Genomic DNA, 12,583 nt, shown 5'->3' on the forward strand with positions numbered 1-12,583 from the left:
ATTTGCCCGACTCGGGTACGACCTATGACCGATTGCTGATGAAAGGGCATGACACCGTGTCCGACACCGAAGAACCCCACCACGTACCGGCCTCCTCCCAGCGCATTTCCGAATGGGTGGCGGAGCGGATTCTCGAACGGATCGCCCGTGGCGAACTCGTTCCGGGAGAGCGCCTGCCCGGCGAGCGCCAGCTCGCGGAGCAGCTCCACGTCAGCCGGGTCTCGGTGCGCGCGGCCCTGCAGAAGCTGAAGACGCAGGGCTTCCTGACCGCCGTCCAGGGCGGCGGGACACGCGTGGTATCCTCTGCAGGCGCCATGGACGGCGCTCTGACCGAGATGGTCCGCGTGAAGCACGCCAACCTCTGCGACCTCGTGGAGATCCGGCAGGCCCTGGAAAGCTGGGCGGCCCGGCGCGCCACCGAGCGCGCGACCCAAGAGCAGATCGACCACATCGGGCGGGTCCTCGCCGCGATGGGCGAGACGGGTCGCGACGGCAAGCAGGCCGCCGACGACATGGACTTCCATCTCGCCGTCGCACAAGCGGCGGGAAGCCCGGTCTATCTGCACCTGCTGGCGACCATCCGCGACATCCTCGGCCAGATGATGGAGTATCACCACACCGAGCCCTTCGCGCTGGGCCGCGAGGCGCTGATGATCGACCATCACCGCGCCATCTACGACGCCATCCGGCGCCGCGACGCCGATGCCGCCGCCGTTGCGGCCACCGATCACCTCGGCTGGGTGCTCGACCGCTACAACGATCTGAGCCGGAAGGCGGAAGACCTCTCACGCCCCGACACCGACGCCGCTTCGTAAAGAGAGGCGGCGTCTTTGGGGAGCATCACCCTCCCCGCCTCGTCGTCACGACATAGAAAAAGCCGCAAGGGTCCGAAGATCCTCGCGGCTTTTCCTTTCAGCCGATCAGGACAATCCTGGTCAGGCGGCCCGCTCAGGACGCCAGGATGCCCTCGATCTGCTTCGTCACGTCGTCGATCTCGGCCATGCCGTCCACCGTCTTCAGAACCCCACGGCTCTGATAATACGGCAGAATCGGCGCGGTCTGCTCGTGATACTGGGCGAGACGGGTCTTCACCGTGTCCGCGTTGTCATCGGCCCGGCGCTTGAACTCCGTGCTGCCGCAGACATCGCAGACGCCCTCGACCTTCGGCTTTTCGAAGACGTCGTGATAGCCCTTGCCGCACTTGGCGCAGGTGTAACGGCCGGTGATGCGCTCCACCAGGACGTCGTCCACGACCTTCATCTCGATCACGTGGTCGAGCTTCAGGCCCTTGTCCGACAGCATGGTGTCCAGCGCCTCGGCCTGGGCGACCGTGCGCGGAAAACCATCGAGGATGAAGCCGTTGGCCACATCCGGCTTGGAAATGCGCTCAGCGATGATTTTGACCATCAGCTCGTCCGGCATCAATTTGCCGGCGGACATGATGTCCTTCGCCTGCTGCCCAAGCGGACCACCCTCGGCGACCATCGCGCGGAGCATATCGCCCGTAGAAAGCTGGACGAGCCCGCGCGTGTCTTCGAGACGCCGCGCCTGGGTCCCCTTCCCGGCGCCCGGCGGTCCGAGCAGAATGAGATTCATTACTTTCTCCCCCGAAGCTTCGCTTTTTTAATCAGCCCCTCATACTGGTGGGCCAGCAGATGGGAATGAATCTGCGCAACCGTGTCCATCGTCACCGTGACCACGATCAGCAGGCTGGTGCCGCCAAAATAGAACGGAACCGAATGCTGGGAAATCAGGATTTCGGGGAGGAGACAAACCGCCACAAGGTAGGCCGAACCGATCACCGTCAACCGGGTCAGCACGTAGTCGATGTAGTCCGCGGTGTTCTTGCCCGGACGGATGCCGGGAATGAAGCCGCCATACTTACGCAGGTTCTCGGCCGTGTCCGCGGGGTTGAAGACGATGGCCGTGTAGAAGAAGCAGAAGAAGATGATCAGCGCCGAATACAGGATCATGTAGAGCGGCGTGCCGTGCGCGAGATAGCGCGTGACGGTCTGCAGCCACTCCGGACCCTCGCCGCCGGCAAAGCCGACCGCGGTCAGCGGCAACAGCAGCAGCGACGACGCGAAGATCGGCGGGATGACGCCCGAGGTGTTCAGCTTCAGCGGCAGGTGCGACGCTTCGCCGCCGAACACGCGGTTGCCCATCTGACGCTTCGGATACTGGATCAGCAGCCGGCGCTGCGCGCGCTCCATGAACACGATGAAGAACACGACGCCCACCGCCATCAGCAGCAGGAAGACGATGAACAGCGTGGACAGCGCGCCGGTGCGGCCCAGCTCCAGCGTGCTGACGAGCGCGCGCGGCAGCTCGGCAACGATGCCGGCGAAAATGATGAGGGAGATGCCGTTGCCGATGCCGCGGGCGGTGATCTGCTCGCCCAGCCACATCAGGAACATCGTGCCGCCGACCAGCGTGATGACCGTGGCGATCTTGAAGAACAGCCCCGGTTCCGGAACCGCGGCGCCGGATGCGCCGGTCATCGCCTCAAGCCCCACCGCCAAGCCCCAGGCCTGCACGGTCGCCAGAAGGACGGTGCCGTAGCGGGTGTACTGGTTCAGCTTCTTGCGGCCCGACTCGCCTTCCTTCTTCAGCGCTTCCATCTGCGGCGACACCGCGGTCAGAAGCTGCACGATGATGGAGGCCGAAATGTACGGCATGATGTTGAGCGCGAAGATCGTCATGCGGTGCAACGCGCCGCCGGCCAGCATGTCGAACATGCCCAGGATGCCCCCGCCCTGCTGCCGAAAAATATCGGCCAGGATCTGCGGGTTGACGCCCGGAATCGGGATGTAGGTGCCCAGGCGGTAGATGATCAAGGCACCAAGGGTGAACCAGATCCGCTTCTTCAGCTCGGTCGCCTTGGAGAAGGCCCCGAAATTAATGTTCGCGGCAAGCTGCTCGGCCGCTGATGCCATGGGTCGTATCCCTGTCCCTAATGCACGAACGGGGCGGTCCTGCAGGATGCAGGCCGCCCCTCGCAACTTCGCTTCATTTAGTGCCGGAAGAGGCCCGCGCGCAAGCGCGGGCTTCCGATCACTCGGCGGCTTCGGCGGCGGACGCGGTCAGCGTGACGCTGCCACCCGCCTTCTCGACCGCTTCCACAGCCGACTTGGAGGCGCCGGCCACGGTGAAGCTGGCCTTCGTCGTCAGGGCGCCCTTGCCCAGCAGACGGATGCCGTCCTTCTTCACCTTGCCGGTGACGCCCGCCGCTTCCAGGGCCACCGCATCGATGGTCTGGCTGGCGTCGAGCTTCCCGGCGTCGATGAACTTCTGGACCAGGCCCAGGTTCACGACCGAGTATTCCTTCGCGAAGATGTTGCGGAAACCGCGCTTCGGAAGGCGGCGGTGAAGGGGCATCTGGCCACCTTCAAAGCCGTTGATGGCCACGCCGGTGCGCGAGGTCTGACCCTTGACGCCACGGCCGCCGGTCTTGCCCTTGCCCGAACCGATACCGCGGCCGACGCGCATGCGCTCCTTACGGGCACCGGGGTTGTCCCGGAGATCGTTCAGCTTCGTCATGGGTTCAGCCCTCGTTCTCGACGCGGACCAGGTGCGCGACCTTGGCGATCATGCCCCGCACGGCCGGAGTGTCCTCCAGCTCGCGGGTCCGGTGCAGCTTGTTGAGACCCAGACCGACCAGCGTCTCGCGCTGGTCGTGCTTACGACCGATCGGGCTGCCGGTCTGGGTGACGATGACGGTCTTCTTCTCGGCCATGATCAAGCCTCCTGCGCACCGGCGGCGCCGGTTTCACGCTTGCCGAGGATGTCGCTCACGCGACGGCCGCGGCGGGCGGCGACGCTGCGCGGGCTGGAAACCTGCGACAGCGCGTCGAAGGTCGCCTTGATCATGTTGTGCGGGTTGGAGGTGCCGATGGACTTCGTCACCACATCCTGCACACCCAGGGCCTCGAAGATCGCACGCATCGGGCCGCCGGCGATGATGCCGGTACCGGCCGGGGCGGTGCGCAGCACAACCTTGCCGGCACCGAAGTGACCGTTGGAGTCATGATGCAGCGTGCGGCCTTCGCGGAGCGGAACGCGGATCATGCCGCGCTTCGCCTGGTCGGTCGCCTTGCGGATCGCCTCCGGCACTTCACGGGCCTTGCCCGATCCGACGCCGACGCGGCCCTTGCCGTCACCGACCACCACCAGGGCGGCGAAGCCGAAGCGACGGCCACCCTTCACAACCTTGGCGACGCGGTTGATACCAACGAGCTTTTCGATCAGCTCGCTCTCTTCCCGGTCGCGATCGCGCGGCTGCCGATCACGGTCGCTCCGCTCGCCTCTTTCACGTGCCATTTCGGAGCCTCCTTAGAACGACAGCCCGCCCTCGCGGGCGGCGTCAGCCAGGGCCTTGACCCGGCCGTGGTAAATGTAGCCACCACGGTCGAACACGACCTCGGTGACGCCCGCCGCCTTGGCGCGCTCGGCGATGAGCGAGCCGATCTTCTGGGCGGCTTCGACGTTCCCACCGTGCTTGAGCTGCTCGCGCAGCTCCTTTTCCACGGACGAGGCCGAGGCGACCGTGCGGCCGTTCTCGTCGTCGATGATCTGGGCGTAGATGTGCAGATTGGACCGGAAAACCGAGAGGCGAGCCCGCCCGCCGGCCTTCTTGGCAATCTGCGCGCGCACGCGCTGCTTGCGGCGCTCGTGGAGTTGCTTTGGCTTGAGCATGGCGGACCTTACTTCTTCTTGCCTTCCTTGCGGATGATCGTCTCGGTGTCGTACTTGATGCCCTTGCCCTTATAGGGCTCCGGCTTCTTCCAACCGCGGATCTCCGCGGCCACCTGACCGACCTTCTGCTTGTCGAAGCCCGACACCGAGATCGCGGTGGGCTTGTCACACTTGATGGTGATGCCCTCCGGGATCGGGTACTTGACGTCGTGCGAGTAGCCGAGCTGCATGACCAGCTCCTTGCCCTGCACGGCGGCACGGTAACCGACGCCGTTGATCTCGAGGTTGATGGTGAAGCCCTGGTTGACGCCCGTGACCATGTTGTTGATCAGGGTGCGCGAGGTTGCCCACATGACGCGGGCGCGCTTGCTGTCGTTCGCCGGGGCCACCACGACCTTGCCGTCTTCCAGCTTGGCCGTGATGTCATCGATGAGGGTCAGGCTGAGCGAACCCAGCTTGCCCTTGGCCGTCACCAACTGGCCGTTGACGGCGACGTCAACACCAGCGGGAACCGGCACGGAATGCTTTCCAATGCGCGACATCGAAGGGTCCCCCTTAGAACACGCGGCAGAGGACTTCACCGCCGACGTTGGCGGCGCGGGCCTCATTGTCCGACATCACGCCGCGCGGCGTGGAGAGGATCGCGATGCCGAGGCCGTTGAAGACGCGGGGCAGATCGGTGATCTTCGAATAGACGCGGCGGCCGGGCTTCGACACACGGGCGATCTGCTTAATCACAGGCTCGCCTTCGTGATACTTCAGCTCGATCTTCAGGTTCTTGATGCCGGGGCGCAGCTCCTCCTCGGAGTAGCCGCGGATGTAACCCTCGCGCTTGAGAACCTCAAGCACGTTGCTGCGCAGCTTCGACGCCGGGCTCTGCACAACAGACATACGGGCGTGCTGACCGTTGCGAATGCGGGTCAGCATATCGCCGAGCGGATCGCTCAAAGACATTCTCCGACCCTCCTTACCAGCTCGACTTCACCATCCCCGGGATCTGGCCAGTCGAGGCCAGTTCACGGAGGGTGACGCGGGACAGCTTAAACTTGCGATAGAACGCCCGCGGACGGCCGGTCATTTCACAGCGGTTGCGGATGCGCACCTTCGACGAGTTGCGCGGCATTTCGGCCAGCTTGAGGCGGGCGGCGAACTGCTCTTCCGGCGGGAGGGAGCGATCGGAGGCGATGGCCTTCAGGCGGGCACGCTTGTTGGCGAACTGCTTCACCAGCTTGGTGCGACGCTTGTTCTTCTCGATGGCACTGGTCTTAGCCATGGGGTCGTGCTCCAGCCAATCAGGCCACAAACGGCATGTCGAAGGCCTTCAGGAGAGCCTTGGCCTCCTTGTCGGTCTTCGCCGAGGTGACGAAAATGATGTCCATGCCGCGGATCTGATCGATCTTGTCGTAGTCGATCTCCGGGAAAATGATCTGCTCCTTCACGCCCATGGCATAGTTGCCACGGCCGTCGAAGCTGTTGCCGGGAATGCCGCGGAAGTCGCGGACACGCGGCAACGCGATCGTGACCAGGCGATCCAGGAACTCGTACATCCGCTCACGACGGAGCGTGACCTTGCACCCGATCGCCATGCCCTCACGCAGCTTGAACTGCGCGATCGACTTGCGGGACTTCGTGACGATCGGCTTCTGGCCGCTAATCGCCGTCAGTTCGCTCACCGCATTCTGGATCTTCTTGGAGTCGCCGACAGCCTCGCCGACACCCATGTTGATGACGATCTTCTCGATCCGCGGAACTTCCATGTCGTTCGCATAGCCGAACTCAGCCTTGAGCGCGGCGCGGATCTTGGAGTCGTACACTTCCTTCAAACGTGCAGCCATTGGTCCGGTCCTCACACGTCGATGACTTCGCCGGACCGCTTGGCGACACGCACCTTGCGGCCATCCTCAAGGACCTTGAAACCGACGCGGGTCGGCTTGCCGTCCTTGGGGTCGACATGAGCAACATTCGAGACGTTGATCGGCGCCTCGAACTCAACGATGCCGCCCTGCGAGGTGGCGCTCGGACGCTGGTGCTTCTTCACCACGTTCACGCCCTGCACGACGACACGGTTTTCCGCCGGGATGACCTTGAGGACCTCACCGGTCTTCCCCTTGTCCTTGCCGGCAAGGATGACGACCTTGTCCTTGGTCTTGATCTTCGCGGCCATCACAGCACCTCCGGCGCCAGCGAGATGATCTTCATGAACTTCTTGCCGCGAAGCTCACGAGTGACCGGCCCGAAGATACGCGTGCCGATCGGCTCGCCCTGCTTGTTGATCAGCACGGCGGCATTGCGGTCGAAACGGATCGCGGACCCGTCCTCCCGGCGCAGTTCCTTCGCGGTGCGGACGATGACGGCGCGATGCACGTCGCCCTTCTTGACGCGACCCTTCGGAATGGCCTCCTTGACGGAGACGACGATGACGTCGCCGACGGTGGCCACCTTCCGCTTGGACCCGCCAAGCACCTTGATGCACTGCACCCGGCGCGCCCCGCTATTGTCGGCGACTTCCAGGTTGGTTTGCATCTGGATCATGGTTTGTACCCTTCCGTTTACGCGGCGCCGCTAACGGCGGCGGACTCAAGCACGACCGTCCAGCGCTTGCGCTTGGAGATCGGGCGGCATTCGATGATCGAAACGGTATCGCCGACCTTGAACTGGTTGCCCTCGTCGTGGGCGGCGTACTTCTTCGACTGACGAATGAACTTCTTGTACACGGGGTGCATGACGCGGCGCTCGACCAGGACGATAACCGTCTTGTCGCCCTTGTCGCTGACCACCGTGCCCTGCAGAACGCGGCGAGGCATAGGTAGCCCTCCTTACTTGCCGGCTTCGGCCGAGCGCGTGCGCTCGCCGAGGATCGTCTTGATGCGCGCGATGTCGCGACGCACCACTCGCACCCGCGCGGTGTTCTCCAGCTGGCCGGAGGCCCGCTGGAAACGCAGGTTGAACTGTTCCTTCTTGAGCTGGAGGAGCTGCTCGTTCAACTCCTCGCTGCTCTTCGCACGCACGTCGACGGACTTCATGCCGCCACCTCCTCACCGCCGAGGCGGGTCACCAGCTTGGTCTTGATCGGCAGCTTGGCGGCCGCCAGGGCGAACGCTTGCTTTGCCACATCCGCGGGCACGCCGTCCAGCTCAAACAGGATGCGGCCGGGATGAACGCGGGCCGCCCAGTACTCGGGCGTGCCCTTACCGGAACCCATGCGGACTTCGGCGGGCTTGGTGGAGACCGGCAGATCCGGGAACACGCGGATCCACACGCGGCCCTGACGCTTCATGGCGCGGGTGATCGCGCGGCGGGCCGCCTCGATCTGGCGGGCCGTGATGCGCTCCGGCTCCAGGGCCTTGAGGCCGAAGGAGCCGAAGTTCAGCTGGGTGCCGCCCTTCGCGTTGCCGTGGATGCGGCCCTTGTGGGCCTTGCGGTACTTGGTACGCTTCGGAGAAAGCATCGCTCGTGCCCCTTACTAGCGGTCAGCCCGCTCGGAGCGGTCACGGTCGCCGCGACCACGGCCCCCACGCTCCTCACGGTCACCACGCTCGCGACGCTCGCGCCGCGGCTCGCCATCGGTCGACACCGGCTCGGTGCCCATGCGCTTGTCCTGCGCCATCGGGTCGTGCGCCATGATCTCGCCCTTGAAGACCCACACCTTGACACCGCAGGTGCCGTAGGTGGTCTTCGCGGTCGCGGTGCCGTAGTCGATGTCCGCACGCAGGGTGTGCAGCGGAACGCGGCCCTCGCGGTACCACTCCAGGCGGGCGATCTCGGCACCGCCAAGACGACCGGAGCAGTTGATCCGGATGCCCTGGGCGCCCAGACGCATGGCCGACTGGACCGCACGCTTCATGGCGCGGCGGAAGGCGACACGGCGCTCAAGCTGGTTGGAGATGTTCTCGGCGATGAGCTTGGCATCGATCTCCGGCTTGCGGATCTCGATGATGTTCAGGCTCACCTCGCCGCCGGCCATCTTCGACAGCTCGGTGCGCAGCTTCTCGATGTCCGCGCCCTTCTTGCCGATCACCACGCCCGGACGGGCCGAGTGGATGGTGACGCGGGCCTTCTTGGCCGGACGCTCGATGATGACGCGCGAACAGCCGGCCTGCTGCAGGCGGCCCTGCAGATAGCCCCGCAGCTTCAGGTCCTGGTGCAGCAGGTTGGCGTAGTCGCGCTTGGCGAACCAACGGCTGTCCCAGGTCCGGTTGATGCCGAGGCGCAGCCCGATCGGATTGACTTTCTGACCCATCTTACTCGGCCCCTTCGGCAGCGGCGGCTTCGCGCTCACGCACGATGATCGTCAGGTTGGAGAACAGCTTCTCGACCCGCGCGCCGCGCCCACGGGCACGGGCGTGGAAGCGCTTCATCACCAGGGCGCGGCCGACCGTCGCCGAGGAGACGTACAGGCGGTCCACATCGAGCTGATGGTTGTTCTCGGCGTTGGCGATCGCGGCCTGGAGGACCTTCTTCACCTCGCCGGCGATGCGGCGCTTGGAGAAGGTCAGCTCGGCCACGGCGCTGCTGGCATCCTTGTTCCGGATGAGCTGGGCGACGAGGTTCAGCTTGCGCGGGCTGGTGCGGATCATCGGATTGGAGGCGATGGCCTCGTTCTCCGCGATACGGCTGGGGTTGGAGGGCTTGCCCATGGCTTACTTCCTCTTCGCCTTCTTGTCCGCCGCGTGCCCGTAGAAGGTGCGCGTCGGAGCGAACTCACCGAACTTGTGGCCGATCATGTTCTCGGTCACCAGAACCGGCAGGAACTTGTGGCCATTGTACACGCCGAACGTGAGACCCACGAACTGCGGCAGGATCGTCGAGCGACGCGACCAGATCTTGATGATCTCGTTGCGGCCCGAGGCCCGCGACTTGTCCGCCTTCTTGAGCAGGTAGCCGTCGACGAACGGGCCCTTCCAAACGGAGCGTGCCATCGTCCGCCCTCCTTACTTCGAATGACGGCGGCGCAGGATCAGGCCATCCGTCTTCTTGTTGTGACGAGTCTTCTTGCCCTTGGTCGGCTTGCCCCACGGCGTGACCGGATGACGGCCACCCGAGGTGCGGCCTTCACCACCACCGTGCGGGTGGTCGATCGGGTTCATGGCGACACCGCGGACGGACGGACGGATACCCAGCCAACGGCTGCGACCGGCCTTGCCCTTGTTGGTGTTCATGTTGTCCGGGTTCGACACGGCGCCCAGGGTGGCCATGCAGTCGCCGCGGACCACGCGAAGCTCGCCCGAGGGCAGCTTCAGCTGGGCGTACCCGCCGTCGCGGCCGACCAGCTGCAGGTAGGTGCCGGCCGAACGGGCCAGCTGACCACCCTTGCCAGGCTTCAGCTCGACGTTGTGCAGCACCGAACCGACCGGGATGTTCTTCAGCGGCATGGCGTTGCCGGGCTTCACATCCACCTTCTCGCCGGCGATCACCGTGTCGCCCACCTTCAGGCGCTGCGGCGCCAGAATGTAGGACATGGTGCCGTCCTCATACTTGATGAGGGCGATGAAGGCCGTGCGGTTCGGATCGTACTCCAGGCGCTCAACAGTCGCCGGGACGTTGAACTTGCGGCGCTTGAAGTCCACCAGACGGTAGACGCGCTTGTGACCGCCACCCATCCGGCGCGCGGTGATGCGGCCGGTGTTGTTGCGGCCGCCGGACTTGGTCAGACCCTCGGTGAGGGTCTTGACCGGCTTGCCCTTCCACAGCTCCGAGCGGTCGACGATGACCAGCTGGCGGAGCGACGGCGTAATTGGGCGATATTGCTTCAGAGCCATCGGATCACACTCCCGCTCAGATGCCCGTGGTCACGTCGATCTTGTTCCCCTCGGCGAGGGTCACGACGGCCTTCTTGAAGTCCGAGCGACGACCGATGGTGCCGCGGAAGCGCTTGGTCTTGCCCTTGGTAACCAGGGTGTTGACCGCCGTCACCTTCACGTTGAACAGCCCCTCGACCGCCGACTTGATCTCCGGCTTGGTCGCCGACAGCGGCACGCGGAACGTCACCTGATTGTGCTCCGACGCCATCGTCGACTTCTCGGTGATCACCGGAGCCAGGATGAGGTCGTACATCCGCTCCTGGCTCACCGCAGGTTTCGACTGCTTGCTCATTTCAGGCGAGCCTCCAGCTGCTCGACCGCGTTGCGGGTCAGGACCAGCGTATCGCGGCGAAGAATGTCGTAGACGTTGGCGCCCTGCTCCGGCAGCACGTCGATCAGCGGGATGTTGCGCGAGGCCCGAGCGAAATTCTCGTTCAGGTTGGCGCCATCGATGATCAGAGCCGAGGTCAGGCCGAGCGAAGCGAGACGGACAGCCAGTTCCTTGGTCTTGTGGCTCTCGGCCGAAGCGGCGTCGAGGACCAGGAGCTTGCCTTCCGCGGCCTTGGTGGACAGCGCGGTCTTCAGGGCCAGCTTGCGGACCTTCTTGGTCAGGTCGTGCTCGTGCGAGCGGACGACCGGGCCGAAGATGGTCGCGCCGCCACGGAACTGGGCGGAGCGCATGGAGCCCTGACGGGCGCGGCCAGTGCCCTTCTGGCGGTACGGCTTCTTGCCGGTGCCGGAGATCTCGCTGACCGTCTTGGTCTTGTGGTTGCCGGCGCGGCGCTTGGCCAGCTGCCAGTTGACCATGCGGGCCAGGATGTCCGTGCGGGACGGAAGGCCGAAGATCTCGTCAGCCAGCTCGATCTCGCCGACGGTCTCGTTGTTCAGGTTCTTAATGGTCGCCTTCATGGCCATCACTCCTGCGGCTCGGCGGCGGCTTCAGCGGCCGGCGCAGCCTTGATCCCGGCGGGGAACGGCAGACCTTCCGGAGCCTTCTTCTTCACCGCGTCGCGGATGCGGAGCCAAGCCCCCTCGGCGCCCGGAACGGCACCCTTGAGGAAGATCAGACCGCGGTCCTCATCGACCGACACGACCTTCAGGTTCAGAACCGTGACCTTCTCGTCGCCGAGATGACCGGCCATCTTCTTGTTCTTGAAGACCTTGCCGGGGTCCTGGCGGTTACCCGTCGAACCGTGCGAGCGGTGCGACACCGACACGCCGTGCGTCGCGCGCAGACCACCGAAGTTCCAGCGCTTCATCGGACCGGCGAAACCCTTACCGATGGAAGTGCCGGTGACGTCGACGAACTGGCCCGGGAGGAAATGCGCAGCCGAGAGCTCGGCGCCGACCTCGATCAGCGCGTCGGCATCGACGCGGAACTCGACCAGCTTGCGCTTGGGCTCGACGCGCGCCTTGGCGAAATGCCCGCGCTGCGGCTTCGTGACGTTCTTCACCTTGATGGCGCCTGCGCCGAGCTGGACGGCGGTGTAGCCATCCTTGTCCTCGGTGCGGACGGCGACGACCTGGCAGCTGTCGACTTTCAGCACAGTCACCGGCACGTGCTGCCCGTCGTCCGTGAAGACGCGGGTCATGCCGACTTTCTGCGCGATCAAACCGGATCGCATTGTTCTTTATCTCCTGACCAGGGACATCCTCAGAGGGAGAGGTCCCTCAACAGCAACGAATTAGAGCTTGATCTCGACGTCCACACCGGCAGCGAGGTCGAGCTTCATCAGCGCGTCCACCGTCTGCGGCGTCGGATCGACGATGTCGAGCAGACGCTTGTGCGTGCGGATTTCGAACTGCTCGCGCGACTTCTTGTCGACGTGCGGCGAACGGTTCACCGTAAACTTCTCGATCTGCGTCGGCAGCGGGATCGGGCCCCGCACCCGAGCACCGGTCCGCTTGGCGGTGTTGACGATCTCGCTGGTCGACTGGTCGAGCACGCGATGATCGAACGCCTTCAAGCGGATGCGGATGTTCTGGCTGTCCATGTCCAAACGTCCCTTGCACCTCGTTTCGATGACGCGACTGCGTCACCGGCACCCCAAAATCTGTCCCCCGGGGACCCGCGGCGGCAGGCGAAC

The 12,583-nt window shown here is 64.8% G+C and carries 24 protein-coding genes; 1 reads left to right on the forward strand and 23 read right to left on the reverse strand.

Translation table 11 applies throughout. The annotated features are described in order from the left end of the window. The first annotated feature begins 56 nt into the window (after positions 1 to 56). Complete coding sequence (locus tag AMK58_RS10295) at positions 57 to 815, forward strand: FadR/GntR family transcriptional regulator (RefSeq protein ID WP_236778106.1); 759 nt, start codon at positions 57 to 59, stop codon at positions 813 to 815. A gap of 133 nt (positions 816 to 948) precedes the next feature. On the opposite strand, the gene AMK58_RS10300 is transcribed toward AMK58_RS10295, so the two are convergent. The 23 genes from AMK58_RS10300 to rpsJ all read right to left on the reverse strand — a co-directional run bounded on the left by AMK58_RS10300 (position 949) and on the right by rpsJ (position 12,490). Further along, positions 949 to 1,596, reverse strand: coding sequence for an adenylate kinase (locus AMK58_RS10300; protein WP_035675035.1), 648 nt, complete (start codon positions 1,594 to 1,596; stop codon positions 949 to 951). Then, positions 1,596 to 2,936 (reverse strand): preprotein translocase subunit SecY, encoded by a 1,341-nt coding sequence (gene secY, locus AMK58_RS10305; protein ID WP_014241020.1) that lies wholly within the window; start codon positions 2,934 to 2,936, stop codon positions 1,596 to 1,598. The genes AMK58_RS10300 and secY overlap by 1 nt, the downstream gene beginning before the upstream one ends. 118 nt (positions 2,937 to 3,054) lie before the next feature. Next, positions 3,055 to 3,540, reverse strand: a complete 486-nt coding sequence (gene rplO / locus AMK58_RS10310; protein WP_014241021.1) for a 50S ribosomal protein L15 — start codon at positions 3,538 to 3,540, stop codon at positions 3,055 to 3,057. Positions 3,541 to 3,544: 4 nt separating this feature from the next. Further along, positions 3,545 to 3,736 carry a 50S ribosomal protein L30 gene (rpmD, locus tag AMK58_RS10315; RefSeq protein WP_014241022.1) on the reverse strand — a complete coding sequence of 64 codons (192 nt, stop codon included), beginning with the start codon at positions 3,734 to 3,736 and terminating at the stop codon, positions 3,545 to 3,547. Positions 3,737 to 3,738: 2 nt separating this feature from the next. Then, a complete protein-coding gene (gene rpsE / locus AMK58_RS10320; RefSeq protein WP_035675037.1) occupies positions 3,739 to 4,320 on the reverse strand; it encodes a 30S ribosomal protein S5 in 582 nt (193 codons plus the stop codon). 12 nt (positions 4,321 to 4,332) lie between these two features. Continuing rightward, on the reverse strand, positions 4,333 to 4,695 hold the full coding sequence (gene rplR, locus AMK58_RS10325) for a 50S ribosomal protein L18 (RefSeq protein WP_035675039.1): 363 nt from the start codon (positions 4,693 to 4,695) through the stop codon (positions 4,333 to 4,335). A gap of 8 nt (positions 4,696 to 4,703) precedes the next feature. After that, positions 4,704 to 5,237, reverse strand: coding sequence for a 50S ribosomal protein L6 (gene rplF / locus AMK58_RS10330; protein ID WP_035675040.1), 534 nt, complete (start codon positions 5,235 to 5,237; stop codon positions 4,704 to 4,706). A 13-nt stretch (positions 5,238 to 5,250) separates the two neighbouring features. Then, positions 5,251 to 5,649, reverse strand: a complete 399-nt coding sequence (gene rpsH, locus AMK58_RS10335; protein ID WP_035675041.1) for a 30S ribosomal protein S8 — start codon at positions 5,647 to 5,649, stop codon at positions 5,251 to 5,253. Positions 5,650 to 5,662: 13 nt separating this feature from the next. Next, positions 5,663 to 5,968, reverse strand: coding sequence for a 30S ribosomal protein S14 (gene rpsN, locus AMK58_RS10340; protein ID WP_014241026.1), 306 nt, complete (start codon positions 5,966 to 5,968; stop codon positions 5,663 to 5,665). 19 nt (positions 5,969 to 5,987) lie between these two features. Continuing rightward, positions 5,988 to 6,530, reverse strand: a complete 543-nt coding sequence (gene rplE, locus AMK58_RS10345) for a 50S ribosomal protein L5 (protein WP_035675042.1) — start codon at positions 6,528 to 6,530, stop codon at positions 5,988 to 5,990. An 11-nt stretch (positions 6,531 to 6,541) separates the two neighbouring features. Beyond that, entirely contained in the window at positions 6,542 to 6,862 is a 321-nt protein-coding gene (rplX, locus tag AMK58_RS10350; protein WP_088123921.1) for a 50S ribosomal protein L24, read from the reverse strand. Beyond that, a complete protein-coding gene (gene rplN / locus AMK58_RS10355) occupies positions 6,859 to 7,227 on the reverse strand; it encodes a 50S ribosomal protein L14 (protein ID WP_012973215.1) in 369 nt (122 codons plus the stop codon). The genes rplX and rplN overlap by 4 nt, the downstream gene beginning before the upstream one ends. Positions 7,228 to 7,244: 17 nt before the next feature. Next, positions 7,245 to 7,499 (reverse strand): 30S ribosomal protein S17, encoded by a 255-nt coding sequence (gene rpsQ / locus AMK58_RS10360; RefSeq protein ID WP_014241029.1) that lies wholly within the window; start codon positions 7,497 to 7,499, stop codon positions 7,245 to 7,247. Positions 7,500 to 7,511: 12 nt separating this feature from the next. Continuing rightward, a complete protein-coding gene (gene rpmC, locus AMK58_RS10365; protein WP_035675043.1) occupies positions 7,512 to 7,718 on the reverse strand; it encodes a 50S ribosomal protein L29 in 207 nt (68 codons plus the stop codon). Continuing rightward, on the reverse strand, positions 7,715 to 8,143 hold the full coding sequence (rplP, locus tag AMK58_RS10370; RefSeq protein ID WP_035675044.1) for a 50S ribosomal protein L16: 429 nt from the start codon (positions 8,141 to 8,143) through the stop codon (positions 7,715 to 7,717). Before rplP ends, rpmC begins: the two co-directional genes overlap by 4 nt. Positions 8,144 to 8,158: 15 nt before the next feature. After that, a complete protein-coding gene (gene rpsC, locus AMK58_RS10375; RefSeq protein ID WP_014241032.1) occupies positions 8,159 to 8,935 on the reverse strand; it encodes a 30S ribosomal protein S3 in 777 nt (258 codons plus the stop codon). Position 8,936: 1 nt separating this feature from the next. After that, positions 8,937 to 9,332, reverse strand: a complete 396-nt coding sequence (gene rplV / locus AMK58_RS10380) for a 50S ribosomal protein L22 (RefSeq protein ID WP_035675046.1) — start codon at positions 9,330 to 9,332, stop codon at positions 8,937 to 8,939. A 3-nt stretch (positions 9,333 to 9,335) separates the two neighbouring features. Then, positions 9,336 to 9,614 carry a 30S ribosomal protein S19 gene (gene rpsS / locus AMK58_RS10385; RefSeq protein ID WP_014241034.1) on the reverse strand — a complete coding sequence of 93 codons (279 nt, stop codon included), beginning with the start codon at positions 9,612 to 9,614 and terminating at the stop codon, positions 9,336 to 9,338. Between the two features lie 12 nt (positions 9,615 to 9,626). Next, on the reverse strand, positions 9,627 to 10,454 hold the full coding sequence (rplB, locus tag AMK58_RS10390; RefSeq protein WP_014241035.1) for a 50S ribosomal protein L2: 828 nt from the start codon (positions 10,452 to 10,454) through the stop codon (positions 9,627 to 9,629). A gap of 16 nt (positions 10,455 to 10,470) precedes the next feature. Then, the gene (locus AMK58_RS10395; RefSeq protein WP_035675048.1) at positions 10,471 to 10,788 is read right to left on the reverse strand and encodes a 50S ribosomal protein L23; all 318 of its coding nucleotides are present in this window, start codon (positions 10,786 to 10,788) and stop codon (positions 10,471 to 10,473) included. Beyond that, entirely contained in the window at positions 10,785 to 11,405 is a 621-nt protein-coding gene (gene rplD / locus AMK58_RS10400) for a 50S ribosomal protein L4 (protein WP_035675055.1), read from the reverse strand. The genes AMK58_RS10395 and rplD overlap by 4 nt, the downstream gene beginning before the upstream one ends. Before the next feature lie 5 nt (positions 11,406 to 11,410). After that, on the reverse strand, positions 11,411 to 12,121 hold the full coding sequence (gene rplC, locus AMK58_RS10405) for a 50S ribosomal protein L3 (RefSeq protein WP_035675049.1): 711 nt from the start codon (positions 12,119 to 12,121) through the stop codon (positions 11,411 to 11,413). A gap of 60 nt (positions 12,122 to 12,181) precedes the next feature. Beyond that, on the reverse strand, positions 12,182 to 12,490 hold the full coding sequence (gene rpsJ / locus AMK58_RS10410; protein ID WP_014241039.1) for a 30S ribosomal protein S10: 309 nt from the start codon (positions 12,488 to 12,490) through the stop codon (positions 12,182 to 12,184). Positions 12,491 to 12,583: the final 93 nt, after the last annotated feature.

Origin of the sequence: Azospirillum brasilense (assembly GCF_001315015.1) — a bacterium.
GTDB classification, from domain to species: Bacteria; Pseudomonadota; Alphaproteobacteria; order Azospirillales; family Azospirillaceae; genus Azospirillum; species Azospirillum brasilense.